The organism is Clavibacter michiganensis, assembly GCF_002151125.1.
GTDB classification, from domain to species: domain Bacteria; phylum Actinomycetota; class Actinomycetes; order Actinomycetales; family Microbacteriaceae; genus Clavibacter; species Clavibacter michiganensis_C.
The window spans coordinates 42,916-69,118 of record NZ_MDJZ01000012.1 but is presented as its reverse complement, the minus strand read 5'-3'; the positions used below and the strand labels follow the sequence as shown (position 1 = coordinate 69,118).

Genomic DNA, 26,203 nt, shown 5'->3' with positions numbered 1-26,203 from the left:
GCGTAGCGTGAGGGGATGACCACGATCCCCACACTGGAACTGTCCGACGGCAACCGCATCCCGGCCATCGGCCTCGGCACCTACGGGCTCGACGACGACTCGGGCGCCGAGCTCGTCTCCGGCGCGATCGGCGCGGGCTACCGCCTCCTCGACACGGCCCTCAACTACGGCAACGAGGCCGCGGTGGGCGAGGGGATGCGCCGCTCCGGCGTCCCGCGCGAGGAGCTCTTCCTCACCACCAAGCTGCCCGGCCGCCACCACGGCTACGAGGAGACGCTCGCGTCCTTCGAGGAGTCGCGCGCGCGACTCGGCGTCGACTTCGTGGACCTCTACCTCATCCACTGGCCGAACCCGAGCGTCGACAGGTACGTCGACAGCTGGCGCGCGTTCATCGAGCTGAAGGAGCGCGGGCTCGTCCGCTCCATCGGCGTCTCGAACTTCACGCCCGCGCACCTCACGCGCCTCCAGGACGAGACGGGCGTGCTGCCCGTCGTCAACCAGGTCGAGCTGCACCCGACGTTCGCGCAGGAGGAGCTGCGCGCCGTCCACGCCGAGCACGGCATCGTGACGGAGAGCTGGTCGCCGCTCGGCACGCGCGAGCAGCTGATGCAGGACCCGCACGTCGTGGCCGCCGCCGAGGCGCACGGCGTGACCCCGGCGCAGGCCGTGCTGCGCTGGCACGTCCAGTCCGGCGCCCTGCCGATCCCGAGGTCCACGGATCCCGAGCGCCAGCGCACGAACCTCGACGTCTTCGGCTTCGAGCTCACCGAGGACGAGGTGCGCGCCATCGGCTCGGGCCCGCAGTCGCGCCTCTGGGACGGCGACCCGGACACGCACGAGGAGATGTAGCGGACGAATCCCCGTCCCCGTCGGCCACCGCGTCCCTCCCGGGCGCGGCGGCCGCGTCGCGTGCGGGCCGACGGCTCCGGTCAGGCGCCGAGGAGCGCCGGGATCCCGAGCAGCACGACGCCCGCGACCAGGCACGCCGCCGCGACGAGCACGAGGACGCCGACCCACAGGATCCCCGGCAGGTGCGTGAGCCGCCCGAGCTGGTCGGCGTCGGACGCGCCGCCGCCGCGACGGGAGCGCGACCGCTGCAGCTCCAGCGTCGCCCGCAGCGCGCCGAGCAGCAGGAAGAGCGCGAGGGCATGCGCCGCGACGCCCTGCACCACGATCGGCGCCGCACCGGCGATCACCCCGACCACCACGCCGGCCACGAGGCACGACCACAGCCCGAACCAGTTGCGCACCTGGATCACGACGAGCGCGAGCAGCAGCAGCCAGAGCCAGAGGACGGCGGCGGAGCGCCCCTCGCCGGCGAGCCACGCGGCGCCGAGGCCCGCGAGCGCGGGGGCCGGGTAGCCCGCGAGCAGCGTCACGACCATGCCGGGCCCGCGCGGCCGGCCGACGCTCACGGTGAGGCCCGACGTGTCGGAGTGCAGGCGGATCCCCGCGAGCCGCCGCCCGCTCAGCGTCGCGGCGAGCCCGTGGCCGCCCTCGTGCACGATCGTCACGGCGTGCCGGGTGAGCCGCCAGGCGGCCGGCAGGAGCACGAGGACCGCGGCGAGCGCGACGGCGGCGAGCGCGGGTCCCGCCTCCAGCGGCGCCTCGACGGCGGTCGCGCGCGCGACGACGTCCCGGACGATCTCGACGGGGTCCATGGGCTCCTCGGTGCGACGGACGGGACGGGCGGGAGGCGCCCAGCCCACCACATCCGCCTGACGGACCGCCGCCGCCCCGCCACCGACTACCGTTGTCGGGTGCCCGACACCCCCGCGTCCGACCTCGTCCGATCCCTGCTGCTCACCGTGCCCGACTTCCCGCAGCCCGGGATCCTCTTCCGCGACCTCACGCCCGTCCTCGCCGACGGCGCCGGGCTCCGCGCCGTGGTCGACGACCTCGTGGCCGCCGGCGGCCCCGTCGACGCCGTCGCGGGCGTCGAGGCGCGAGGCTTCCTGCTGGCCGCGGCGGCCGCGTACGCGTCCGGCGTCGGCACGCTCGCGGTCCGCAAGGCCGGCAAGCTCCCCGGCGAGGTGCTGCGCGAGACGTACGACCTGGAGTACGGCGAGGCGGCCATCGAGCTGCACCCCGGCCAGCTCGCGCCCGGATCCCGCGTGCTCCTCCTCGACGACGTGCTCGCGACCGGCGGCACCCTCGAGGCGGCCGCCCGCCTGCTGGAGCGGGCCGGCTACGAGGTCGCCGGCATCGGGGTCGTGCTGGAGCTCGAGGGACTCGGCGGCCGTGCGCGCCTCGCGGGCCACGACGTGCACGCGATCCTCTCGCTCTGACCCGTCCGCGCGACGGCAGGGCCGGACGCGCGACGCGCCCGGCCCACCGTCGTCGCGGATCCGGTCAGCGCCAGAGCCGCCGGGTCGCGATCTCCGCGCCCTGCGCCAGGCTCTCCAGCTTCGCCCACGCGATCTGCGGGTGGATCCGCCCGCCGAGCCCGCAGTCGGTCGACGCGATCACGCGCTCCCGCCCCACGAGCCGCGCGTAGCGCTCGATCCGGTCGGCCACGAGCTCCGGGTGCTCGACCACGTTGGTCGCGTGCCCCACGACGCCCGGCACGATGACCTTCCCGTCGGGCAGCTCCACGTCCTCCCACACGCGCCACTCGTGCTCGTGCCGCGCGTTCGCGCCCTCGAACGAGTACGCGCCCGCGTCGATGTCGAGCATGGTCCGCACGATGTGCCGGAACTCGATGTCGGTCGTGTGCGGCCCGTGCCAGGAGCCCCAGCAGAGGTGGAAGCGGATCCGCTCCTGCGGCAGCCCGCGCAGCGCGTGGTTGAGCGCCTCGACCCGGATGCGCGTGAACGCCAGGTAGTCCTCCACGCTCGGCTCCGGGTCGATCTGGTCCCAGTTCTCCGCGATGGACGGGTCGTCGATCTGCAGCACCAGCCCCGCGTCGACGATCGCGACGTACTCCTCGCGCATCGCGTCGGCGCACGCCCAGATGAACTCCTCCTCGGTCGCGTAGTGCAGGTTGCCGATGCGGGAGGCGCTGCCGGGGGAGAGGGAGGTGAGGAAGCCCTGCTCGTACCCGTTCGCCGCGAGCCCCGCCTTCAGGTGCGCGATGTCGGCCTGGATCGCCTCGTGCCCCGTGTAGGAGACGGGCCCGGTGGCGCTCGGGAACTCGATGGGCGCGTCGCCCACCGTGATGCCGCTCGCGGGATCCCGGTAGGCGTCGGCGAAGATCGTCCAGTCGCGGCGGTCGGGGAAGGTCGTGAGCTTCACGTCGCCCGGCGAGCTGCGCACGGGCGCGGAGGAGAACGGGCCGCCGGGCACCAGCTCCAACCCGCTCAGCCGCTGGAACGAGTACGACCACCACGCACCGTAGTCGATGGCGCTCGACATGGCCTTGCCGTACTCGCCGTCGCCGGGCACGGTGATCCCGACCTCGCGCTGGCGGGCGACGAGCCCGTCGACCGCGTCGGCGAGGACGGCGTCGAGCCCGTCGTCGGACGGGGCGGACGATGCGTCCCCGCCAGCGATGGCGGCCTTCCTGCGGTCGGCGCGCGCCGCGTTGGCGGCGATGAGCGCGTCCGTCCGCGGGAGGCTGCCGGCGTGGGACGTCCGGATCCGGTCGGTGCTGTCGAGCATGGGGACCTCCGCGGGTCTCTCGTGCCGTCGGGCGGCCTCGCACGACCGCCCGCGGCGAGCGGGAACTGATCGCAGGCGGTGTCCGGCCGCGGATGCGGGCGGACGCGAGGCTTCGCGGGATGCGCTGCAGGCACATGCTCGCACCGGGTCATCCTCGCGGAGGGGCGGGACGCAACAGGGCGTCACGGAACCGGCACCTCCGGCGGATCCGGCACCCAGGGGGATGCCCGGATGATGGACGGATGCTCCTCCGCCACCCCGTCCTCGGAACCGCGACGGCCCTGTACCTCGGGCTGGTCGCGTGGATCACCCTGTCGCCGGAGCCCTACGACCGCCGCCTCGACGGCCTCCTCTTCCGCGCGCTCCGCGTCCTCCAGCGGCATGAGGGCACCTCCTGGATCACCTACTCGTTCGTCGAGGGCGCCGCGAACGTCGCGATGTTCCTGCCCGTGGGCATGTTCCTGGTGCTGCTGCTCGGCCGCTCGCGCTGGTGGCTCGCGATCGCGCTCGGCGTCGGCCTCTCCGCCCTCATCGAGACGGCGCAGGTGTTCCTCCCCACCCGCGTCTCCGACGTCCGCGACCTCTTGCACAACGGCCTGGGCGCGCTGCTCGGCGTCGTGCTCGTCCTGATCCTCACCGCCCGCTCCGAGAACGCCCGCCGCCGCGCGCTCCGCCGGCGCCCGCAGCCCGCCGCGCCCGACCGGCGGCACCTCGTCGGCACCTCCCGCTGAGCCCGTCCCGCTGAGCCCCGCCCTGCCCCCCCGGTCGGCACCGTCGGGAGCCCGCACGCGGTCAGGGGAGCCCCCTCGGCTCGATAGGATTGACGCCGGAATTCCAAGGGGTGTGCAGGTGACCGGTACGGAGCTGGAACGCGAGCGGGAGTACGTGTCGCGCCTCTACGGACGACTCGACGCGGTGCGCGCGGAGACCCGGGAGCAGCTGACGGCGGTCCGCGACAGCCCCACCGGCGGCACGCACCAGAACCGCTCCGAGCGGGACGCGTTCGCGCGCATCTACGAGGACCGTCTCCAGGCGCTCCGCGAGGTCGACGAGCGCCTCGTGTTCGGTCGCCTCGAGTTCGAGGACGGCCACCTGCCGGAGGACGAGGCGCGCGACGGCGCGCCCGCGCGGGCCGGCGCCGACGGGGATCCCGTCGACCGCGCAGCGCCCGTGTACAGGTACATCGGCCGCATCGGCCTCCGCGACGACGACCTCCAGCCGCTGCTCCTCGACTGGCGCGTGCCGCAGGCGAGCGCCTTCTACCAGGCCACCGCCGCCACTCCGCTCGGCGCGCGCGCCCGCCGCCACCTCACCACGCGCGGCCGCGAGGTCGTGCACGTGGAGGACGAGGTGTTCGACCCGACCCTGCTGGACGAGGGCCGCACCAGCCTCCAGGGCGAGGGCGCGCTGCTCGCCGCGCTCGCCGCGGGCCGCACCGGCCGCATGAACGACATCGTCGCCACCATCCAGGCCGAGCAGGACCGCATCATCCGCTCCGACCTCCGCGGCGTGCTCGTCGTGCAGGGCGGGCCGGGCACGGGCAAGACCGCGGTCGCCCTGCACCGCGCGGCGTACCTCCTCTACTCGCACCGCGACCGGCTCGCGTCCTCGGGCGTGCTCGTGGTCGGCCCCAGCCGCTCCTTCCTGCAGTACATCGAGGCCGTGCTGCCGTCCCTCGGCGAGACGGGCGTGGTGCTCGCGAGCGTCGGCCAGCTCTACCCGGGCATCGACGCGGCCGGCGAGGACGCGCCCGAGGTCGCGGCCGTGAAGGGATCCGCCGAGATGGCCGGCCTCCTGCAGCGCGCCGTGCGTTCCCGGCAGATCGTGCCCACCGAGGCCGTCACGCTCGACGTGAACGGCGAGCGCATCGTGCTCGAGCCGTCGCTCGTCGCCGGCGCGCTCCGCCGCGCCCAGGACAGCCGGAAGCCGCACAACGAGGCCCGGGTGGTCTTCAACAAGGCCGCGCTCGGATCCCTCGCGCAGGTCCTCGCGTCGCAGATGCGCCGCAACGGCAGCGCCCTCGACGACAGCGACCTCGCCATGCTGCGCGAGGACCTCCGCACCTCCTACGACGTGAAGGTCGCGCTCAACACCGCGTGGATGCCGCTCACCCCCGAGAAGCTGATCCAGGACCTCTACGCGCGGCCGAACTGGCTCGCGTCGCTCACCCCGCGCTGGAGCCCCGAGAAGCGCGCGCTCCTCCGCCGCGACCGCGACGCGCCGTTCACGATCGCCGACGTGCCGCTCCTCGACGAGGCCGCCGAGCTCCTCGGCGAGTTCAGCGCGCAGGCCGACGCGAGCGCCCGCGAGCGCGAGCAGCAGCGCCTGCGCGACATCGAGAACGCCGAGCAGGCCATCGAGAACATGGGCGTCGGCGGCATGGTCACGGCCGAGCGGCTCGCCGAGGGCTTCGCCGAGCAGGCCGCGCGACGCACCACGGCGGAGCGCGCCGCATCCGACCGCACCTGGACCTACGGCCACATCGTGGTCGACGAGGCGCAGGAGCTCAGCCCCATGCAGTGGCGCGTGCTCCTCCGCCGCTGCCCGCTGCGCTCGTTCACGATCGTGGGCGACGTGGCGCAGGCGAGCTCCGCGGTCGGCGTCACGAGCTGGCAGGACGCGCTCGGCCCGGTGCTCGGGCGCGAGTGGCGCCTCGAGGAGCTCACCGTCAACTACCGCACGCCCGCCCGGATCGCCGAGGCCGCCGAGCGCATGGCCATCGCGCACGGCCTCCCGGTCACCCGCTCGCGCGCCGTGCGCGAGGGCGAGCATCCGATCGACACGGTCGAGGTGGACGCCGACGAGGTCGTGTCCGCCGTCGTCGACGTGGTCGACGAGGAGCGCGAGGGCGGCGACACGGGCACGCTCGCGGTCATCGCCCGCGACGACCGCGTGGAGGAGCTGCACCGCGCGCTCGCCGAGCGGTTCGGATCCGCCGTCGGCATCGGAGTGGGCGGCCTCGGCCGGCCCATCGCGGTGCTCGGCTCGCAGGAGGCGAAGGGCCTCGAGTTCGACGTCGTCGTCATCGCCGAGCCCGACGAGATCCTCGCGCACACCTCGCGCGGCGCCGCCGGCCTCTACGTCGCCATGACCCGTCCCACCCAGCGCCTGCACATCGTCACGTCGACGGGCTTCGCCGCCTGATCCGCGCGCCCCGCGGCACCCGCCGCACGGCGCGCGTGAACACTATGAAGACAAGTGGCATCGGGCGCCGCGCGCGCGGAGGATGGGCCGGTCATGACCCCTCCTCCCGCATCCTCCGGTCCCTCGTCCGCCCCCGGAACCGGGACGGATCCGGCCCCGGGCGGAGCGCCGCGGGACGAGGCGGATCCGGCGCCTGACGGCGTCGCGTCGGTCGCGGAGGCGCCTGCTCCCGGAGGCGGAGCCGACGAGGCCTCGTCCTCCGCCCGCCGTGCCCGCCGCGCGCGCCTGATCCAGGTCGTCGTCATCGTTGCCGTCGCGGTCGCCATCGCGCTCGTGCCGCCGCCCGAGGGCGTCGACCCGCGCGGCATGCACATGGCGGGGATCTTCGTCGGCACGGTCCTCGCCCTCATCCTGCAGCCGCTGCCGACGGCGCCCGTCGCGCTCGTGGGCCTCGCGGTCGCCATGCTCACGGGCACCATGACCACGGACGGCGAGGCGCTCGAGGGCTTCGCGAACCCCACCATCTGGCTCATCGTGGCGTCGTTCTTCATCGCCGACGGCTTCCTCGTCACGGGTCTCGGCCGCCGCATCGCGCTCGCGTTCGTGGCGCGGCTCGGCGGATCGAGCCTCGGCCTCGCCTACGGCATGGCGCTCACCGACCTCGTGCTCGCACCCGCGACGCCGTCCAACACGGCACGGGCGGGCGGCGTCGTCTACCCGATCGTCGCGTCGCTCAGCCGGGTGCAGGGATCCACGCCCGGGTCGGATGCGTCGCGCCGCCGTCTCGGCTCGTACCTCGCTCTCACGAGCGTGCAGGTCAACACCGTCACCTCCGCCATGTTCGTCACGGCCATGGCCGGCAACCCCGTGGCGCAGAAGGCGGCGGCCGACCTCGGCATCGAGATCACCTGGGGCGGCTGGGCGCTCGCGGCCCTCGTGCCCGGGCTCCTCAGCCTGGTGGTCGTGCCGTGGGCGATGTCGCGCGTGTACCCGCCGACGCTCACGCGCACGCCCGAGGCGCCGGCCCACGCGCGCGAGGAGCTGCACGGCCTCGGCCCGCTGTCGGGCCACGAGCGGATCATGGCGGCGACGTTCGTCCTGCTGCTCGTGCTCTGGTGCGGCGGATCCCTGCTCGGCATCCCGGCGACGGCCGCGGCCTTCGGCGGCATCGCCGTCCTGCTCGTCACGGGCGTCCTCAAGTGGTCGCACCTCGCCGCGAACGCGTCGGCCTGGTCGACCCTCATCTTCTTCGCGGTGCTCGTCGGCATGGCCGACCAGCTCGACGCGCTCGGCGTCATCGACCTCGTGGGCGGCGCCGTCTCCGGATCCGTCGGCGGCCTGCCCTGGCCGTGGGCGTTCGCGGTGCTCGCGCTCGTCTACTTCTTCTCGCACTACCTGTTCGCGTCGAACACGGCGCACATCGTCGCGATGTACGCGGTGTTCCTGGGCGCGGCCGTCGCGACCGGGACGCCGCCGCTGTTCGCCGCGCTCGTGCTCGGCTTCATCGGCAACCTCTTCGGCGGCATCTCGCACTACGCGTCCGGGCCGTCGGGCGTGGTCTTCGGATCCGGCTACGTGACGACGAAGGAGTGGTTCCGCGTCGGCTTCGCCATGGCCGTGGTGCTCATCGTCATCTGGGGCGTCGTGGGCACCGCGTGGATGGGCGTGCTGGGCCTCCTCGGCTGATCCGCCGACCGCGCGACGGCGCGGAGATGGGCCGACCCGATGACGGGCCGGCCCTGCGATCGTGGTCCCGGCGCCGAGACCCCTCTGCATGCGCCGTCCGTGCGACCGCTCTCCCCATGACATCCGGACCAGTGGTGCATCGCGTCTCTGATGGTCCGGCGCACTGCAGTGTGTTCGGACCGGGCGCGCGATCGGTTGGGGACACGAGGTGACGGATCCCTGTACCGGGGTCAGCGCGCGGGCGCGGGCCAGCGCACGTCGTCGGAGGTGAGGAGCGGCGCGTCCGCGCACCCGTCGAGCACGCGCGCCATGGCGTCATGCTCCGCGCGGGTCACGCTGAGCTCCGTGCGCACCTTGATCGCGACCTGCCGGGCCACGAGCGCGCACGCGTCGGTCTGATCCTCGGGCAGCCACTCGTCTGCCGTCGCGTCCGACTTCGCCGAGTTCTCGGCGGCGGACGCGGCCACCAGCTCCAGCGGGTCGTTCGCGAACGTCGCGCGGTAGTCGGCGTCCCAGCGCCACGCGCCGGACGACCACGCGTCGGACAGCGACACCACGTGGTCGATCTGCACGGCCTCCGGGTCCCTGGACCTGTCGAAGGACACGCGCGCGCCGGAGTACGGATCCTCCAGCACGCCGGACTCCACGACGCAGCCGTCCGTGCCGCCGCGGATCCCCACGTCGGCGAGGTCGCGCCGGAGCACGTCGTTGCGGGTGTCGCAGCCGTTGCGGTCCACGTCCGTGCGCCAGGCGAAGGACTCGCGGTCGTAGCCGGGCACGCGCTCCTCGGCGCGCACCTCGAGGGAGTCGAGGGCGAGGCGCGCGGATCCGGACGACCCCGGCTCCGCGCCGAGCCCCGACGTGCCGCCGACCTGGCCCGATCCGGCGCCGGGATCCCCCCGCCACTGCACGACCGCGGCGACGATCACGAGCACGAGCGCCGCCAGCGTCACGAGCGCGGGCGTCCGCCGCCGCCTCCGCCGGGTCACGGCGTCGGGTTCCGGGCGTCGTAGTGCTCGAACGATGGCAGCGAGCGGATCAGGATCCACACGACCACCGCGATCAGCAGCCCGCCCACGAGCGACGGCACCCACAGCGCCGCGAACAGCGTCACGATGCCGATGTAGGCGTCGCCGAGCCGCGGCCCGCCCGTCACGACGACGATGAAGATGCCCTGCAGCCGCCCGCGCATGTTGTCGGGCACCGCGGTCTGCAGCATGGTGTTGCGGAAGATCGAGGAGATGTTGTCGGCCGCGCCCGTGAGCGCCAGCAGCACGGACGCCGCGACGATGCCGGGGATGCTCGCGTCCTCGATGCGCGAGCCGATGCCGTGCAGCACGCCCGGCTTCGACGCGAGGAGCAGCACCACGCCGAAGCCCGCGGTGGAGAGGCCGTACGCGACGATCGCCCACCGGATCGCCCGGCCGTGGCGCGTGACCCGCCCGACGGATCCGCTCAGCACGCTGCTCACCAGGCTGCCGACCGCGCCGGCGGCCGTCAGGATCCCGACGGTGACCGGCCCGCCGCCGAGCACCACCGCGCCCACGGCCGGGAACAGCACGCGCGGCTGCCCGAGGGTCATGGCGATGATGTCGACGATGAACGACATGCGGATGTTCGGCGCGGTCCGGAGGAACCCGATCCCGTACCTGATCGACGCCAGCCCCGGCCGCTGCACCTCGCCCTCGGGCGCGATCCGCGGCAGCGCGAGCACCCCCGTGAACGCCGCGAGGAACAGCACCGCGTCGACCGTGTAGGTCCACTGGAACCCGACCGACGCCACGAGCACGCCCGCGAGCGCCGGCCCCACCGTGACCATGACGCCCAGGCTGATGCCGCCGAGCGCGCTGGCCGCGGGCAGCAGGTGGGGCGGGAGGATGCGGGGGAGGATCGCCTGCCTGCTGGTGCCGATCACGGTCGCCGCGACCGCGTTGACGATGCTCAGCGCGTAGAGCGACCCCACCGTCTCCGCGTGCGTCCACGCGAGGGCGGCCAGGACGATGGTCGAGCCCCACGCCACGCACGAGGCGACGAGCGCGACCTTCCGCCGGTCGAACGCGTCGGCGAGCATGCCGCCGTAGAGGCCCGCGATGATCATCGGCAGGAGCGACAGCACGCCCACGAGCGCGACCGAGCCGGTGGATCCCGTCAGCTCGTACACGTGCAGCCCGATCGCCACGACGGTCATCTGGCTGCCGATGCCCGCGATCGCGTTGCCCGCCCAGAGCCGCGCGAACGCCGGGCTCTCCTTCAGCGGCGACAGGTCGACGAAGTGGCTGCCGCGCACCTGCCGCTCGTCGGGGATCGGGATGGGGGAGGTGTCGGGCGGGGTGCTCACGTGTCGCTGCGTCGTCTCTCTAGAGTGGTTCTCCACGCTAGCCGAGTCCACCGACCCCGCCCCGTCGCGCGGCCGTCCGCCCGCGGGAGCGCCCCGCCCCTCCTGCTATGCTCGTGCGGTTGCCGTCTGAACGGCCGCGGATCAAGAGAGCTCGCACATCCTGTGACGGGCGCCGCGCAACGAACACGAGAGGGGATCATCACATGGCTCTGGAAGCAGACGTCAAGAAGGCGATCATCGACGAGTACGCGACCCACCCCGGTGACACCGGATCCCCCGAGGTGCAGATCGCGCTCCTCACCAAGCGGATCACGGGCCTCACCGAGCACCTCAAGGAGCACAAGCACGACCACCACACGCGTCGTGGCCTGCTCCTCCTGGTCGGCCAGCGTCGTCGTCTCCTCGGCTACCTGTCCAACGTCGACATCGAGCGCTACCGCGCCCTGATCGTGCGCCTGGGCATCCGCCGCTGACACGCACCGCGCGTCGCTGATCGCATCACGACGAGCCGGACGAGCCGTCACCCTCCGGGGTGGCGGCTCGTCTCGCGTTAAGCGCACCGTCGACCGACCGACACCCGGCGACGCCCGTCCTCCGGGGCCGGCGAGGGGCCGGGTGCTACCATGGTGGGAGTGATCCAGCGGACGCCCAGCGTCACGATGCGATCACGACAGATGGAGCTGGCCGGCAGGAGCTGGTCGTTGGTGGTGGTATTCCGAGTCGCTCGGAGCATTCCCACTGATGGCCAGACATGCGCCCGCCGCCGTCGGCCACCGGCCGGTGAGCGGAACCAGCCGCGCACGTGCACCCGGATCCCGCATCAGGCGGATTCCGACGTGTCGCCTCGCCCGCTCCTCCTCTGTCGCAGGAGGTCCGCATCCACACGGGATGCAGGACGAGCGCCCGACGGGCGTCGCCGAGAGGCGCAACACGAAGGAGAGAGACCTCAATGGAAGGTCCAGAGATCAAGTTCGCCGAGGCAGTCCTCGACAACGGCAAGTACGGGACCCGCACGGTCCGATTCGAGGCCGGCCGCCTCGCGCAGCAGGCGCAGGGCGCGGTCGCCGCGTACCTCGACGAGGACACGATGCTGCTGTCCGCCACCTCGGTGGGCAAGCACCCGAAGGACAACTTCGACTTCTTCCCCCTGACCATCGACGTCGAGGAGCGCAGCTACGCCGCGGGCAAGATCCCCGGCTCGTTCTTCCGCCGCGAGGGCCGCCCCTCCACCGAGGCGATCCTCGTCTGCCGCCTCATCGACCGGCCGCTGCGCCCGTCGTTCATCACGGGCCTCCGCAACGAGGTCCAGGTCGTCATCACCGTCCTCAGCATCGCGCCGGACGAGTTCTACGACAGCCTCGCCATCAACGCGGCGAGCGCCTCGAGCATGCTCTCGGGCATCCCCTTCTCCGGCCCCATCGCGGGTGTGCGCCTCGCGCTCATCGGCGACCAGTGGGTCGCCTTCCCGAAGCACTCGCAGCTCCAGGAGGCCGTCTTCGACATCACCGTCGCCGGCCGTGTCGTCACCGACTCCGAGGGCAACGAGGACGTCGCGATCATGATGGTCGAGGCCGAGGCCACCGAGGGTGCCTGGGACCTCATCCAGGGCGGCGCCACGAAGCCCGACGAGGCCGTCGTCGCGCAGGGCCTCGAGGCCGCGAAGCCGTTCATCCACCAGCTGGTCGCCGCGCAGGCCTCGCTCGCGCAGCAGGCCGCGAAGCCCACGGTCGACTACCCCGTCTTCCTGCCGTACGCGCAGGAGACCTACGACGCGGTCAGCGAGCTCGCGCTCTCCGACCTCGGCGACGTCTACAAGATCGCGGACAAGATCGAGCGCCAGGACGCCGACGACGCGCTCAAGACCCGCACCAAGGAGGCCGTGGCCGCCAAGGTCGAGGCCGGCGAGCTGCCGCAGTCGGCGCTCACCGAGTTCTCGGCGGCGTACAAGTCGGTCACGAAGACGGTCGTCCGAGGCCGGATCCTCCGCGACGGCATCCGCATGGACGGCCGCGGCCTCGCCGACATCCGCCCGCTCGACGCCGAGGTGCAGGTCATCCCGCGCGTCCACGGGTCGGCCATCTTCCAGCGCGGCGAGACCCAGATCCTGGGCGTCACCACGCTGAACATGCTCAAGATGGAGCAGCAGATCGACTCGCTGAGCCCCATCAAGAAGAAGAAGTACCTGCACCACTACAACTTCCCGCCCTACTCCACCGGCGAGACCGGTCGCGTCGGGTCGCCGAAGCGCCGCGAGATCGGGCACGGCTTCCTCGCCGAGCGCGCCATCGTGCCCGTGCTGCCCAGCCGCGAGGAGTTCCCCTACGCGATCCGCCAGGTGTCGGAGGCCCTCGGGTCCAACGGCTCCACGTCGATGGGCTCCGTCTGCGCCTCGACCCTGTCCCTGCTCAACGCGGGCGTGCCGCTGCGCGCGCCGGTCGCCGGCATCGCCATGGGCCTCGTCTCCGACACCGTCGACGGCCAGGTCCGCTACGCGGCCCTCACCGACATCCTCGGTGCGGAGGACGCGCTCGGCGACATGGACTTCAAGGTCGCCGGCACGGCGGAGTTCGTCACGGCCATCCAGCTGGACACGAAGCTCGACGGCATCCCCACGTCGGTCCTCGACGGTGCGCTCAAGCAGGCGAAGGAGGCCCGCACGGCCATCCTCGGCGTGCTGAACCAGGCCATCGACGGCCCCGACGAGATGGCCCCGACCGCGCCCCGCGTGATCTCGGTCAACATCCCCGTCGACAAGATCGGCGAGCTGATCGGCCCGAAGGGCAAGACGATCAACGCCATCCAGGACGAGACCGGCGCCGACATCTCCATCGAGGAGGACGGCACCGTCTACATCGGCGCCGTCGACGGCCCGTCGGCGGAGGCCGCGCGTGCGCAGGTCAACGCCATCGCGAACCCGACGAACCCGGAGGTCGGCGAGTCCTTCCTCGGCACCGTCGTCAAGATCGCGACGTTCGGCGCGTTCGTCTCGCTGCTCCCCGGCAAGGACGGACTGCTGCACATCAGCGAGGTCCGCAAGCTCGCCGGCGGCAAGCGCGTCGAGAACGTCGAGGACGTCCTCGGCGTCGGCCAGAAGATCCTGGTGGAGATCACCAAGATCGACGACCGCGGCAAGCTCTCGCTCGCTCCCGTGATGGAGGAGGCCGCCGATCAGGAGGGCCGCGACGCCGCGAGCCACGGCACGGACCTCCCCGCGGAGGGCTAGGCCCTCTCGCAGTCGCACGAAGCGGATGCCCGTCCCACCTCGGTGGGGCGGGCATCCGTCGTGTGCGGCCTACTTGCCGTCGTTCGGATCCGTCGGGTACGGGACGTCCTCCGCCGGCGGTGCCGAGAGCGACGGCTCCGGGGTCGGATCGGCCGACGGGCTCGGCGCGGGCGTCGGCGCCGGCTCGTCCGTCGTCGTCGGCGTCGGCTCGGGACCGGTCGTGACCTCGGGCGTCGTGGCCGGCGCGCTGCTGGCCGGCACGGGAGCGGGGGGCGCGGAGCCCCCCGGTGACAGCGCGACCACGGCGATCACGACGGCCACGACGACGGCCACGACCGCCAGGGCGAGGATCAGCGCGAGCCGGGAGCGGCGGAGACGGGCATCCTCGCCCGCCCCATCCGTCGGTCGGTCGACGCCGTCCTCGGCCATGGCGTCCCCCTCGTCCTCGCGCCTAGTCCTCGACGGTGATCGCCGTGCCCATGAGCTGGGCGCGCCCGATCACGTGGGGCAGCATCAGGAAGCCGAGGACGGCCGGGGTCGCGCCCTCCGGGACGTCCAGCGACTCGACGTCGAGCGCCGTGACGGTGAAGAAGTAGCGGTGCGTGCCGTGGCCCGCGGGCGGCGTCGCCCCGGCGAACCGCGTCTCGCGCGACTCGTTGTGCATGGTCACGGCGCCCTCGGGGAGCAGGCCCGCGTCCGGGTCGCCGGCGCCGGCGGGCAGCGCGGTCGTGGATGCGGGGATCCCGCGGACCGCCCAGTGCCAGTAGCCGCTCCCCGTCGGGGCGTCGGGGTCGTACGCGGTGAGGACGTAGCTGCGCGTGGCGGCGGGCGCGCCCGTCCAGGTGAGCGCGGGGGAGCGGTCCTCGCCGCCCTGTGCGGCGCCGCGCGCGGACAGGGGCAGCGGTGCGCCGTCGGCGAAGTCGGGGCTGGTGAGGTGGAAGGGGGCGGCATCCGGCAGGCGGTGCAGCGGGTCGTTGGTCACGGGGTTTCCTCTCGGTCGTGCTGACTCCTCAGCCTCGCACGGCGGGCGGGGAAGCGTCCGGGTCCCTGCTCACCGGCGACGTCGGTCCCCCGCGCCCGGCGCACGTCACGGTCGCGGGGCCCCCGAAGAGGGGCTGGGTCCCGACGCGGATGCCTCGTTAGCGTGGTCGATGCGGGCCGGTCCACGTGATCGCCCGCCTCCGGGGGACGCATCGGGGGATGCAGACCGCCGAGGGGTGCCGGGGTCGGGGGATCCACGGCACCCCTTCCGGCGTCGCCGCCGTCGAGGCAGCGTCGAGGCAGAACGGCCCGTCGGCCCATCGGCCCATCGGCCCGTCGGGCCGTCTCGCGGTCGATGTCCCGCGGACGAACCTTCGCGGGTCTGGACCGTTGGTACGCAAACGTTTAGCGCGCTGGGCGGTACGCTCGCCTGTGTGACGTCCTCTCCTCCCACCGCCTCGGACGTCGCTCCCGGCGCGCAGCCCCGCCGGCGTCGCGCCGCATCACCCGCCACCCGCCGTCCGCGTGCGGCCGGGGTCGTGTCGGAGCCCGCCACGGTCGTGGACGCGACCGTGGAGGCGGCAGGCGCCCTGGTCCTCGAGGCCGTCGAGACCGGCCTGCGCCGCGGCGGGAGCATCCCGCAGCCGGCCCTCCGTCGCGTCATCGGCGACACCGACCTCCGGGTCTTCCCGCTGGCGCTCGGCGGCAACGTCTTCGGGTGGACGGCCGGATCCGAGGACACCTCCGCGATCCTCGACCGCTACCAGGAGGCGGGCGGCAACTTCATCGACACCGCCGACTCCTACGCGAGCGGCCGCAGCGAGCACATGATCGGCTCGTGGATGCGCCACCGCCGCAATCGGGACTCCATGGTCGTCGCCACCAAGATCGGCAAGAGCGAGGACTTCCCGGGTCTCGGCGGATCCGGCATCGAGCGCGCCGTCGACGCCAGCCTGTCGCGGCTCGGCACCGACTTCATCGACCTCCTCTACTTCCACTGGGACGACCTCGACGTGCCGCTCGAGGAGAGCCTCGCCGCTGCCGGCCGTCTCATCGCGTCCGGCAAGGTGCGGCATCTCGCGGCATCCAACTACGCGGCCGAGCGGCTGCTGCATGCGCGGATCATGGGCGGGCTGTACGACGCGCCCCGCTTCGTCGCCCTGCAGACGCACTACAACCTCGTCAACCGCGCGCCCTACGAGTCGGAGTACCTCGACGTCGTGCGCGGGCAGCAGCTCGCGGTGATGCCGTACTTCGCGTTGGCGAACGGCTTCCTCGCGGGCAAGTACCGCACGCGGGACTCCGTCCGCGAGGGCGCACGCGGTGCTCGGGCGGCGAAGTACCTCAACCGCCGCGGCCTCCGGGTGCTGACCGCGCTCGACGAGATCGCCGAGCACCACTCGACGAGCGTCGCGACGATCGCGCTGGCGTGGCTCCTCGCGAAGCCGGGTGTCGTCGCGCCGGTCGCGAGCGCGAGCCGGCCGGAGCAGGTCCACGACCTCGTGCAGGCGGCCCACGTCCAGCTCTCGCGGCACGACGTCGCCCGCCTCGACCGCGCGTCGGAGTAGTCGTCCCCACGGCGTCGCGCCCGTGATCGCTCCCGAGATGTGGAGGGGCGCGATAGCGGTCGCGTTCGTGCGGCTACCTTGCGGGGACCCGCGATGCCCGGCGCTCCTGCGCCCGCCTGTCCACGCGGGATCCGTAGCGCCCGGGGGAGACGACCTTGCACGAGCGACCGCGCATTCCGCTGCGACCACGCAACAGGCTGCGACCACCCGGGGGAGCGGCGGCGGCGTCGCTAGCCGTCCTCGCCGCGAGCCTGCTCCTCGCCGGGTGCACCGCAGCATCAGCCCCGGCGCCCCCGCCGGCTCCGGCCCCGTCGCTGACGCAAGAGCAGCAGGACGACGCGGCGTTCCGCGATGTCTTCATGCGGTACGTCGAACTCGACGCGAATACTGATACTGAACAAGATCTAGCCGACCTGCTCACGGGGAACGTCTTGGACCGCGAGAAGTCGGGGTTGGCGGACGAACGGCAGTCTGGGGAGCGCCAGGTAGGCAATGCGACGACGTCGGGCTTCGAAGTGACCGACCGTGGTACGGACCCCGCGGGACTCCAGTACATGACAGCGCAGGCCTGTTTGGACTCAAGCGGTGCCCGTCTTCTGGACCGAGACGGCAAGGACATCACGCCTCAGCGAGACACGCGTCTCTCGCTTCAGCTAAAGGCGGTGAGATCCGAAGATGCGCATTGGCGCATCAGCGACATCGTGCGCAATGAGGACGTGCGCGCATGCGGTTGACAGGACTCGTCTGCCTCTCATTGATCGTCGTCATGGTCGGTGTTCCCGTCTCCGCGGCTCGAGCCTCGACTGAGGACTGCTCCGCTGTGCACGGACTTTTCGGACCGTGCACGGGTGGCGTTATCCGCGGCGATGGCGTGTCGATCCGCGCCCGGGAGGACAAGTCCGCGTCTGCCGATCAGCCTTCAACGCGCCCTGAGAGATCAGAAGGGTCCAGTGACGCGGAGAGGCCGTCCGGGCCGCCGCCCGTGCGGCGGGATCGTCTGGCGGCGGATGCGGATTCGCCGTGCCGGCCGGGCGTGGGTCTGTGCGCGGACGGGCAGCACGCGTTCCTGCCGCCGGCCAAGGCGCCGACGAAGCCCGCGGATCCGGTTCCCGTGGCGACCGTGGTGCCGGGGGTCACCTTGGAGGATGTGGCGCAGTTCGTTCCACGGGATGCGTCGATCCGGTCGCAGCCGAATGGGTGGGCGATCGTGGGGGCGCCGGTCAACCTGTTCACCGACGCGACGCCGCAGGTGGGCGGCGGGACGCTGCTCGGTCGTCCGGCGCAGGTGCGGTTCGTGCCGGTGTCGTTCACGTGGGATCACGGAGACGGCACGTCGACGACGGTGGTGGGTCCGGGTGCGTCGTGGCGGCAGCTGGGTCAGCAGGCCTTCACTCCCACGGACACGAGCCACGTCTATCCGAGCATCGGTGACCGGCAGGTATCGCTGACAATCGGCTACTCGCCCAGCTACCGGTTCGACGGGGGTGCGTGGCAGCAGATCCCGGGCACGCTCCCGGTCCAGGTCGGGCCGGTGACTATCCACGTCCTGCAGGGCTCCACGGTCCTGGTCGGCGGGGCGTGCGGGACGCGGACCGCCGGACCTGGATGCCCGTGACCCACCCGTCGCCCGCCCTCGCTCCCCGGGCTCGCGCAGAGCCCGTGGCGTAGGGTGACGCTGATGTCCCGCGCCGTAGAACTCCCCCTCGACCTCCCCGAGCTCACCGTGCAGTCGTCGGGCGGCGCCCGCGTGCGGCGCTCGGTCCTGCCGTCCGGCGTGCGCATCCTCAGCGAGGACGTGCCCGGCAGCCGCAGCGCCACGATCGGAATGTGGGTCGCCGTCGGATCCCGCGACGAGCAGCCGGGCGACCTCGGGTCCACCCACTTCCTCGAGCACCTGCTCTTCAAGGGCACCCCGTCGCGCACGGCCCTCGACATCGCCGTGTCCTTCGACGCGGTCGGCGGCGAGCACAACGCCGTCACGGCCAAGGAGTACACCTGCTACTACGCCAAGGTGCAGGATCGCGACCTCGGCATGGCGGTCGACGTGCTGGCCGACATGGTCACCTCGAGCCTCATCGACGCGGACGAGTTCGAGACCGAGCGCGGGGTCATCCTCGAGGAGCTCGCCATGGCGGACGACGACCCGGGGGACGTCGTGAGCGAGCGCTTCTTCGAGGCCGTACTCGGGGATCACCCGCTCGGCCGCCCCATCGGCGGCAGCCCGGAGGACATCGAGGCCGCCGAGCGCGACGCCGTCGTCGCGCACTACCGCCGCAACTACCGCCCGCAGGACCTGGTCATCACGGCGGCGGGCTCCGTGGACCACGACGAGCTCGTCGCCCGGGTCACCGCCGGCCTCGAGCGCGCGGGCTGGGACCTCTCCGTCCCGGCGGCGCCTGTCGCACGCCGCACGGGCGCCACCCCGGTCATCACGCGCGGCAGCGACCTCGTCGTCGTCGACCGTCCCATCGAGCAGACCAACATCCTGCTCGGCGTCCCCGGCCTCGCGGCGTCCGACGACCGTCGGCCCGCCCTCGCCATGCTCAACTCGGTGCTCGGCGGCGGCATGTCGTCGCGTCTGTTCCAGGAGGTGCGCGAGAAGCGCGGCCTGGCGTACTCCGTCTACTCGTTCGGCGCCTCCTACTCGGACGCGGGCGTCTTCGGCCTCTACGCCGGATGCACGGCCGCCAAGACCGAGCAGGTCTCGCGTCTCATGGTCGACGAGTTCCAGAAGCTCGCCGACGAGCACGTGACCGACGAGGAGCTGACCCGCGCCTTCGGCCAGCTCTCCGGTCAGTCCGCGCTCGCGCTCGAGGACTCGGACACGCGCATGTCGCGGCTCGGCCGGTCGGAGATCACGACCGGCGAGTACGTCGACCTCGACGAGACGCTCTCCCGCCTGTCCCGCGTCACCGCCGAGGACGTCCGCGCCCTCGCGGCCGACCTGGTCTCCCGTCCGCTCTCGATCGCCGCAGTCGGCACCGTCGGCGCCGACGCGTTCGCCCCGCTGCTCGAGACCCGCTCGCTCCTCTAGGAGGAACCGTGTCCCACTACATCTACCTCGTGCGTCACGGCGAGCAGCAGGATGCCGAGCACGGCCTGCCGGACGGACCGCTGTCCGGCCGCGGCAAGCGCCAGGCCCACTGCATCGCCGACCGGCTGAGCGGCGTGCCGTTCACCTCCGTGCGCCACTCGCCGCTGGCCCGCGCGGAGGAGACGGCGGCGATCATGGCGGAGCGCATGCCCGCGATGGAGCCGGAGCCGTCGTCGCTCCTGTTCGACTGCATCCCGTCGGGGCCCGTGCCGGACATGCCGCATGCGTTCGAGTCGTTCTTCGGCGGGATCACCGAGGAGGAGATCGACGCCGGCCGGGCCCAGATGGCCGACGCGGTCAGCGAGTTCCTCGCTCCCGCGCGCGGCGACCGGCACGACCTGCTCATCACCCACAACTTCGTCATCGCGTGGTTCGTGCGGCACGTGTTCGATGCGCCGGAGTGGCGGTGGATGGGCATCAACCAGGCCAACTGCGGCCTCACCATCATCCGCGTGCGCTCCGCCAAGCCGCCGGTCCTCGTGGTGCACAACGACCTCGGGCACCTCCCGGTCGAGCTGCGCACCGGCCTGCCGGAGCAGCAGCCCTACTAGCCGCCCGTCCGCGCGGCCGGCCAGCGTCGCCGTGGAGCGCGCCGGTACGCTGGGCGGATGACAACCACGGTCGCCGTCGTCGGCGCAACGGGACGCATGGGCCAGCTGATCACGCAGATCGTCGAGTCGAGCAGCGAGTTCGAGCTCGTCGCCAGCCTCGACTCCAAGGACGAGCTGTCGGACATGCTGGGCGCCGACATCGCGGTCGACGTGACGCTCCCGGCGGTCAGCCAGGGTGTCGTCGAGTACGCGGTGGCGCACGGCATGAACGTGCTCGTGGGCACGAGCGGCTGGACGGGCGAGCGGATCACGGAGCTCGAGCGGCGGATCACCGGCAACCTCGCCGTGGGCGTCGTCATCATCCCGAACTTCTCCGTCGGCAGCGTCCTCGCCACCTCGTTCGCGCAGATGGCGGCGCGCTTCTACGACTCCATCGAGATCGTCGAGGCGCACGGGGCGTCGAAGATCGACTCGCCCTCGGGCACGGCCGTCCGCACGGCGGAGCTCATGTCGCAGGCGCGCGGCAGCCGGGGTCCGGTGCAGGCGCCGCACACGGACCAGCGGGCGCGCGGCCAGCAGGTGGCGAGCATCCCCGTGCACAGCCTCCGGATGCAGGGCGTCGTGGCCAAGCAGGACGTCGTCTTCGGCGGCAACGGCGAGGTGCTCACCATCAGCCACGACACGCTGGCGCCGAGCGCCTACGAGGCCGGGATCCTGCTCGCCCTCCGCGCCGCCCGTACCGCGCGCGGCGTCGTCGTCGGGCTCGACCGCCTCATCGACCTCGACGGCTCGCGCGAGCGAGCCGCGCAGGCGACCGGTGCGGCGTCGGGTCCCGTGGACGACGGCGGGCCGAGCGGCCAGGCCGCCACCGTCACGAGCGCCTGATGGGGACGCGCATCGGCGTCGCCGTCATGGCGGTGCTCATGGTGCTCTACCTGGCGCTGGCCGGCCAGATCGCCGTCCTGCTCCTGATCTCGGGCGAGCCCGTCGGCGTCGTGTTCGGGCTCGCGCTCCTGGTCCTCCCACTGCTCGGCGTGTGGGCGCTCGTGCGCGAGCTGTCCTTCGGCATCCGCAGCGCGCGCCTGGTGCGGATCCTCGACGGGGAGGGCGGACTCCCCGTCGCCGACCTGCCGACACGTGCGAGCGGCCGCCCCATCCGGGATGCAGCCGACGAGGCCTTCCCCGCGTACCAGGCCGAGGTGGAGCAGGATCCCGCCAGCTGGCGCGCGTGGTTCCGGCTCGGCCTCGCGTACGACGCGAGCGGCGACCGGCGCCGGGCACGCGGGGCCATCCGCCGCGCGATCGCGCTGCAGGGCGCCGAGCCCTCCGCCTGAGCGACCTGCGACGCGGTGCGCGCCGCCCGGCAGCTGGGCTCAGCCCTTCGCGAGCAGACGGTCGATGGCGAGCTCGACCGTGGGGTCACGGAAGGCGAACCCGTCGGCGAGCAGCTTGTCGGGGCGCGCGGGCTGGCTGGAGAGCAGCAGCTCCTGCCCGGCCTCCTGCAGCGCGAGACGGATGAGGAACTCGGGCGCGGGCACCAGGTAGGGCCGGTGCATGCGCTCGGCCAGGTGCCGCATCAGCCGGTCGGCCATCACGGGCTCGGGGCCGGTGAGGTTCACGGGGCCGGAGATCGACGACGTCAGCAGGTGCACGATCGCGGCGGCCTCGTCGCGGAGCGAGATCCACGGCCACACCTGGCCGCCGGTGCCCAGCTTCCCGGCGAGCCCGAGGTTGGTGAGGAGGCGCAGCGGCGCGAGGGCGCCGGCCTGCGCGAGCACCAGCCCGGTGCGCAGGGTCGCGACGCGCACGTCGGCGGACGCCTGGAACGCCTCGGCTTCCCACGCCTCCACGACCTCGGCGAGGAAGCCCTTCCCGCGCGGCGAGTCCTCGGTGAGGCGCTCGGCGGGGCGGTCTCCGTAGAAGCCCACGGCGGATCCGTTCAGCAGCACCCGCGGCGGATTCGACGCGGACGCGATCGCGCCGACGATGGTGCGCGTGGCCTGCACACGCGAGGAGCGGATCTCCTCCTGGTACGGCTTCGTCCACGGCAGCCGGCTGATCGAGGCGCCCGACAGGTTGACCACGGCGTCGACGCCGTCGAGCACCGCGGGATCCAGCCGGCCCTGGGCGGGCTGCCACTCGTGCTCGTCGGGCGACGACGGCGCGCGCCGCACGAGCGTCTGCACGCGGTGCCCGGCGGCGTGCAGCTGCGCCTGCAGCTCGGTGCCGATCGTGCCCCCTGCCCCCGAGACGAGGACGGTGAGCGGGGTGGCGGATGCGGTGCTGTCGGACATGGTCGAGCCCTTCGTCGGTGCCCCTCACCCTAGGACGCGGTCCCGCACGTCGACCGGGAGGAGGCGCACGCCGGTCGGTCGCGAGCGGTCGCGTACAGTGACGGTCGTGCCCCACGACGACATCGCCTTCCGCTCCGACATGACCGTGGAGCTCGTCCGCTCGAGCGCCCACGACTCCGACGTGATCTTCGCCGCGCGCGTCTCCACCGCCGGCGAGAAGACCCTCGAGCGCGCGCTCGACGAGCCCGACGGCCAGGACCGCGCCCTCGAGGGCGACGTCGACACGGAGGCGGAGGAGAAGCGGGTCAAGCGCGACCGCGGCCTCATCAACTACCTCATGCGCGACCGCCACGGCTCGCCCTTCGAGCACAACTCGATGACGTTCTACGTGCAGGCGCCGATCTTCGTCTTCCGCGAGTTCATGCGCCATCGCATGGCCTCCTACAACGAGGAGTCGGGCCGCTACAAGGAGCTCGACGCGGTCTTCTACGTGCCCGGCCCCGAGCGCAACCTGGTCCAGGTCGGCAAGCCCGGCGCCTACGAGTTCCACGCGGGCACCCCCGAGCAGACCGCCCTCGTGCAGGAGGAGACCCGTCGCACCTCCGCCGAGGCGTACGCCTCCTACCAGCGGATGCTCGAGCAGGGCGTGGCGCGCGAGGTCGCCCGCATCGTCCTCCCGCTCAACATCTACTCGTCCATGTACGTCACGCTCAACGCGCGCGCGCTCATGAACTTCCTGTCGCTGCGCACCAAGCACGAGGACTCGACCTTCCCGAGCTTCCCGCAGCGCGAGATCGAGATGTGCGCCGAGAAGATGGAGGCCGAGTTCGAGCGGCTCATGCCCCTGACGCACGCGGCCTTCCAGAAGAACGGCCGCGTCGCGCCGTAACGGCACCGGGCTCGGGCGTCCGTCGCCCGATACGATGGAGCGCGTGTCCACAGAGAACCCGTTCGGCCAGGTCCTGGTGGCGCTCGTCACCCCGTTCACCGCCGACGGCGAGGTCGACTGGGCGGGCGTCGAGAAGCACATGGACGACGTCATCGTCGCGGGTGCCGATGGCATCGTCGTCACGGGCACCACGGGCGAGACCAGCACGCTGACCGACCCGGAGAAGATCCGGCTCGTCGAGGTCGGCCGGTCCGTGAGCGCCGGTCGGGCGAAGATCATCACGGGCGGCGGATCCAACGAGACCGCCCACGCCATGCAGCTCGCCCGCCAGAGCGAGAAGGCCGGCGCCGACGGCAACATGATCGTCACGCCGTACTACAACAAGCCCACGCAGGCCGGCGTCCTCACGCACTTCCGGATGATCGCGGACGCGACCGACCTGCCGGTCATCCTCTACGACATCCCCGGCCGCACGGGCATCCCGATCCAGTACGAGACGATCCTGCGCGCCGCGAAGCACCCGAACATCCTCGCGGTGAAGGACGCCAAGGGCGACCTCGCGCAGGCCAGCCGCGTGCTGAACCAGACCGGCCTCATGTACTTCGCGGGCGACGACGCCAACGCGCTCCCCACTCTCGCCATCGGCGGCACGGGCCTCATCGGCGTCACCGCGAACATCACCGCGACGCCGTACCGCACCATGGTCGACGCCGTGAACGCGGGCGACCTCGCCGCCGCGACGCACGCGCACCAGCAGCTCGAGCCGCTCGTCCGCGCCGTGATGACCCACGTGCCCGGCACGGTCGCGGCGAAGTACATCCTCCACGGCCTCGGCCGCATCGGCAGCCCCCGCGTCCGCCTGCCCCTCGTGGGCCCGGAGGAGTGGGAGGCCGCGCAGATCGAGGACGAGATCGACCTCGTCCGCGACGTGCCCGGCGTCGACTTCCGCAACTTCCGCCCCGACCGCAACGCCGCCGCGGGCGGAGCCCTGCCGCAGGTCGCCGGCACCACGCGCTGACGCGCGCCCCGAGCACCCACCGTCGGCCCGCGGGCCGCACCGTCACCAGAGGAGTCCCATGCCCCAGGGCGTCTACGATCCGCCGGAGCTCAAGCCCGGCACCCTGCGCATCACGCCCATCGGCGGCCTCGGCGAGATCGGCCGGAACATGACCACGTTCGAGATCGACGGCAGGATCCTCGTCGTCGACTGCGGCGTGCTCTTCCCCGAGGAGCACCAGCCGGGCGTCGACCTGATCCTCCCCGACTTCTCCTCCATCGCGGACCGGCTCGACGACGTCGTCGGCATCGTCCTCACGCACGGCCACGAGGACCACATCGGCGCGGTCCCGTACCTCCTCAAGCTCAAGCAGGACATCCCGCTGATCGGCTCCGGCCTCACGCTCGCCCTCATCGAGGCGAAGCTCAAGGAGCACCGGATCACGCCGTACACGTTCCAGGTGAAGGAGGGCGACCGCGAGCGCCTCGGGCCGTTCGAGCTCGAGTTCGTGGCGGTCAACCACTCCATCCCGGACGCGCTGGCCGTCGCCATCACGACCGAGGCGGGCCGCGTGCTGCACACCGGCGACTTCAAGATGGACCAGCTGCCGCTCGACGACCGGATCACCGACCTCCGCGCGTTCGCCCGCCTCGGCGAGGCCGGCATCGACCTCTTCATGTCCGACAGCACGAACGCCGACGTCCCGGGCTTCACGCCCACCGAGCGCTCCATCGGCCCGGTGCTCGAGGCCGTCATCTCGAAGGCGCCCCGCCGCGTCATCGTGGCGAGCTTCTCGAGCCACGTGCACCGCGTGCAGCAGGTGCTCGACGCCGCGCACGCGAACGGCCGCCGCGTCGCGTTCATCGGCCGGTCGATGATCCGCAACATGACCATCGCGGCCGATCTCGGCTACCTCCGCGTGCCGGAGGGCGTCCTCATCGACTCCAAGAGGGCCGTCGACCTGCCCGACGACCGGATCGTCTACATGAGCACGGGGTCGCAGGGCGAGCCGATGGCCGTGCTCAGCCGCATGGTCAACCAGGAGCACCAGATCGAGATCGGCCAGGACGACACCGTCATCCTCGCGTCGAGCCTCATCCCCGGCAACGAGAACGCCGTGTACCGGATCATCAACGGGCTCACGAAGCTCGGCGCGAACGTGGTGCACAAGGCCAACGCGAAGGTCCACGTCTCGGGCCACGCGGCCGCGGGCGAGCTGCTGTACTGCTACAACATCCTCAAGCCGCGGAACGTGCTGCCGGTGCACGGCGAGTACCGCCACCTGGTCGCGAACCAGCAGCTGGCGATCCAGACCGGCGTGCCCGAGCGCAACACCTTCCTCGCGGAGGACGGCACCGTGCTCGACATGAAGGACGGGCACGTGCGCGTCACCGGCCAGCTCGACATCGGCTACGTCTACGTGGACGGTTCCACCGTGGGCGCGATCACCGACGCCGACCTCAAGGACCGCCGCATCCTGTCCGAGGAGGGCTTCGTCACGATCTTCGCGGTCATCGAGCCGCAGACCGGCAAGGTCATCGTGGGCCCCGAGATCGAGGCGCGGGGCTTCGCCGAGGACCCGAAGGTCTTCGACAGCGTCAAGCCGCTCGTCGTCCGGGCGCTCGCGGAGGCCGCGGCCAACGGCACGCGCGACACCCACGCGTACTCGCAGGTCGTGCGCCGCACGGTCGGGCGCTGGGTCAACTCCTCGCACCGCCGGCGTCCGATGATCATCCCGGTGGTCATCGAGGCGTAGCCCCGCCCGACGTACGAGGCCGGTCCTCCGCGCGGCCCCCTGTCGGGGGTGCGCATGTCATCCGCGCGGACGACCCGCCGCG

24 protein-coding genes are annotated in these 26,203 nt (G+C 72.6%); 17 read left to right on the top strand and 7 right to left on the bottom strand.

Going from position 1 to position 26,203, the window contains the following annotated elements:
• Nucleotides 1-15 precede the first annotated feature (15 nt).
• On the top strand, nucleotides 16-849 hold the full coding sequence (locus BFL37_RS07150; protein ID WP_086514450.1) for an aldo/keto reductase: 834 nt from the start codon (nucleotides 16-18) through the stop codon (nucleotides 847-849).
• Between the two features lie 80 nt (nucleotides 850-929).
• Here the strand turns inward: BFL37_RS07150 and BFL37_RS07145 are convergent, their stop codons facing one another.
• On the bottom strand, nucleotides 930-1,661 hold the full coding sequence (locus BFL37_RS07145) for a M50 family metallopeptidase (protein ID WP_086514449.1): 732 nt from the start codon (nucleotides 1,659-1,661) through the stop codon (nucleotides 930-932).
• A 99-nt stretch (nucleotides 1,662-1,760) separates the two neighbouring features.
• Between BFL37_RS07145 and BFL37_RS07140 the strand changes: the two genes are divergently transcribed.
• Nucleotides 1,761-2,288 carry an adenine phosphoribosyltransferase gene (locus BFL37_RS07140; RefSeq protein ID WP_086514448.1) on the top strand — a complete coding sequence of 176 codons (528 nt, stop codon included), beginning with the start codon at nucleotides 1,761-1,763 and terminating at the stop codon, nucleotides 2,286-2,288.
• 64 nt (nucleotides 2,289-2,352) lie between these two features.
• On the opposite strand, the gene BFL37_RS07135 is transcribed toward BFL37_RS07140, so the two are convergent.
• A complete protein-coding gene (locus tag BFL37_RS07135) occupies nucleotides 2,353-3,600 on the bottom strand; it encodes a cobalamin-independent methionine synthase II family protein (RefSeq protein WP_086514447.1) in 1,248 nt (415 codons plus the stop codon).
• A gap of 242 nt (nucleotides 3,601-3,842) precedes the next feature.
• On the opposite strand from BFL37_RS07135, the gene BFL37_RS07130 reads away from it, so the two are divergent.
• The 3 genes from BFL37_RS07130 to BFL37_RS07120 all read left to right on the top strand — a co-directional run bounded on the left by BFL37_RS07130 (nucleotide 3,843) and on the right by BFL37_RS07120 (nucleotide 8,430).
• Complete coding sequence (locus BFL37_RS07130) at nucleotides 3,843-4,331, top strand: VanZ family protein (RefSeq protein WP_086514446.1); 489 nt, start codon at nucleotides 3,843-3,845, stop codon at nucleotides 4,329-4,331.
• 118 nt (nucleotides 4,332-4,449) lie between these two features.
• On the top strand, nucleotides 4,450-6,744 hold the full coding sequence (locus BFL37_RS07125; protein WP_172403761.1) for a HelD family protein: 2,295 nt from the start codon (nucleotides 4,450-4,452) through the stop codon (nucleotides 6,742-6,744).
• A gap of 93 nt (nucleotides 6,745-6,837) precedes the next feature.
• Complete coding sequence (locus tag BFL37_RS07120) at nucleotides 6,838-8,430, top strand: DASS family sodium-coupled anion symporter (protein ID WP_086514444.1); 1,593 nt, start codon at nucleotides 6,838-6,840, stop codon at nucleotides 8,428-8,430.
• 230 nt (nucleotides 8,431-8,660) lie between these two features.
• On the opposite strand, the gene BFL37_RS07115 is transcribed toward BFL37_RS07120, so the two are convergent.
• Nucleotides 8,661-9,419: an HNH endonuclease family protein gene (locus BFL37_RS07115; RefSeq protein ID WP_086514443.1), complete on the bottom strand. Its 759-nt coding sequence runs from the start codon at nucleotides 9,417-9,419 to the stop codon at nucleotides 8,661-8,663.
• The gene (locus BFL37_RS07110; RefSeq protein WP_241533904.1) at nucleotides 9,416-10,768 is read right to left on the bottom strand and encodes an MFS transporter; all 1,353 of its coding nucleotides are present in this window, start codon (nucleotides 10,766-10,768) and stop codon (nucleotides 9,416-9,418) included. The genes BFL37_RS07115 and BFL37_RS07110 overlap by 4 nt, the downstream gene beginning before the upstream one ends.
• A 203-nt stretch (nucleotides 10,769-10,971) precedes the next feature.
• On the opposite strand from BFL37_RS07110, the gene rpsO reads away from it, so the two are divergent.
• Nucleotides 10,972-11,241, top strand: coding sequence for a 30S ribosomal protein S15 (gene rpsO, locus BFL37_RS07105; protein ID WP_086514442.1), 270 nt, complete (start codon nucleotides 10,972-10,974; stop codon nucleotides 11,239-11,241).
• 476 nt (nucleotides 11,242-11,717) lie between these two features.
• Nucleotides 11,718-13,991, top strand: a complete 2,274-nt coding sequence (locus BFL37_RS07100) for a polyribonucleotide nucleotidyltransferase (RefSeq protein ID WP_086514441.1) — start codon at nucleotides 11,718-11,720, stop codon at nucleotides 13,989-13,991.
• Nucleotides 13,992-14,060: 69 nt separating this feature from the next.
• Here the strand turns inward: BFL37_RS07100 and BFL37_RS07095 are convergent, their stop codons facing one another.
• Together BFL37_RS07095 and BFL37_RS07090 are read right to left on the bottom strand one after the other, a co-directional pair.
• Nucleotides 14,061-14,420 (bottom strand): hypothetical protein, encoded by a 360-nt coding sequence (locus BFL37_RS07095; RefSeq protein ID WP_086514440.1) that lies wholly within the window; start codon nucleotides 14,418-14,420, stop codon nucleotides 14,061-14,063.
• Nucleotides 14,421-14,442: 22 nt separating this feature from the next.
• Entirely contained in the window at nucleotides 14,443-14,973 is a 531-nt protein-coding gene (locus BFL37_RS07090) for a YbhB/YbcL family Raf kinase inhibitor-like protein (RefSeq protein WP_086514439.1), read from the bottom strand.
• 433 nt (nucleotides 14,974-15,406) lie between these two features.
• Between BFL37_RS07090 and BFL37_RS07085 the strand changes: the two genes are divergently transcribed.
• The 7 genes from BFL37_RS07085 (at nucleotide 15,407) to BFL37_RS07055 (ending at nucleotide 21,519) form a co-directional block, all read left to right on the top strand.
• On the top strand, nucleotides 15,407-16,540 hold the full coding sequence (locus tag BFL37_RS07085) for an aldo/keto reductase (RefSeq protein ID WP_086514438.1): 1,134 nt from the start codon (nucleotides 15,407-15,409) through the stop codon (nucleotides 16,538-16,540).
• Nucleotides 16,541-16,899: 359 nt separating this feature from the next.
• Nucleotides 16,900-17,274, top strand: coding sequence for a hypothetical protein (locus BFL37_RS14725; protein ID WP_241533903.1), 375 nt, complete (start codon nucleotides 16,900-16,902; stop codon nucleotides 17,272-17,274).
• A 377-nt stretch (nucleotides 17,275-17,651) separates the two neighbouring features.
• Entirely contained in the window at nucleotides 17,652-18,155 is a 504-nt protein-coding gene (locus BFL37_RS14720) for a hypothetical protein (RefSeq protein WP_241533902.1), read from the top strand.
• A 63-nt stretch (nucleotides 18,156-18,218) separates the two neighbouring features.
• Nucleotides 18,219-19,574, top strand: coding sequence for a M16 family metallopeptidase (locus BFL37_RS07070; protein WP_086514436.1), 1,356 nt, complete (start codon nucleotides 18,219-18,221; stop codon nucleotides 19,572-19,574).
• Between the two features lie 8 nt (nucleotides 19,575-19,582).
• Entirely contained in the window at nucleotides 19,583-20,185 is a 603-nt protein-coding gene (locus BFL37_RS07065) for a histidine phosphatase family protein (RefSeq protein WP_086514435.1), read from the top strand.
• Between the two features lie 57 nt (nucleotides 20,186-20,242).
• Nucleotides 20,243-21,070, top strand: a complete 828-nt coding sequence (dapB, locus tag BFL37_RS07060; protein ID WP_086514434.1) for a 4-hydroxy-tetrahydrodipicolinate reductase — start codon at nucleotides 20,243-20,245, stop codon at nucleotides 21,068-21,070.
• Nucleotides 21,070-21,519 carry a hypothetical protein gene (locus tag BFL37_RS07055; RefSeq protein WP_086514433.1) on the top strand — a complete coding sequence of 150 codons (450 nt, stop codon included), beginning with the start codon at nucleotides 21,070-21,072 and terminating at the stop codon, nucleotides 21,517-21,519. Before dapB ends, BFL37_RS07055 begins: the two co-directional genes overlap by 1 nt.
• 39 nt (nucleotides 21,520-21,558) lie before the next feature.
• Here the strand turns inward: BFL37_RS07055 and BFL37_RS07050 are convergent, their stop codons facing one another.
• Nucleotides 21,559-22,479 carry a TIGR01777 family oxidoreductase gene (locus BFL37_RS07050; RefSeq protein WP_086514432.1) on the bottom strand — a complete coding sequence of 307 codons (921 nt, stop codon included), beginning with the start codon at nucleotides 22,477-22,479 and terminating at the stop codon, nucleotides 21,559-21,561.
• Nucleotides 22,480-22,576: 97 nt separating this feature from the next.
• Between BFL37_RS07050 and thyX the strand changes: the two genes are divergently transcribed.
• The 3 genes from thyX to BFL37_RS07035 are packed head-to-tail and all read left to right on the top strand — an operon-like array spanning nucleotide 22,577 to nucleotide 26,121.
• Entirely contained in the window at nucleotides 22,577-23,368 is a 792-nt protein-coding gene (gene thyX, locus BFL37_RS07045) for an FAD-dependent thymidylate synthase (protein ID WP_086514431.1), read from the top strand.
• A 34-nt stretch (nucleotides 23,369-23,402) separates the two neighbouring features.
• Nucleotides 23,403-24,386 carry a 4-hydroxy-tetrahydrodipicolinate synthase gene (gene dapA / locus BFL37_RS07040; RefSeq protein WP_086514430.1) on the top strand — a complete coding sequence of 328 codons (984 nt, stop codon included), beginning with the start codon at nucleotides 23,403-23,405 and terminating at the stop codon, nucleotides 24,384-24,386.
• 58 nt (nucleotides 24,387-24,444) lie between these two features.
• Nucleotides 24,445-26,121, top strand: coding sequence for a ribonuclease J (locus tag BFL37_RS07035; RefSeq protein WP_086514429.1), 1,677 nt, complete (start codon nucleotides 24,445-24,447; stop codon nucleotides 26,119-26,121).
• Nucleotides 26,122-26,203 lie beyond the last annotated feature (82 nt).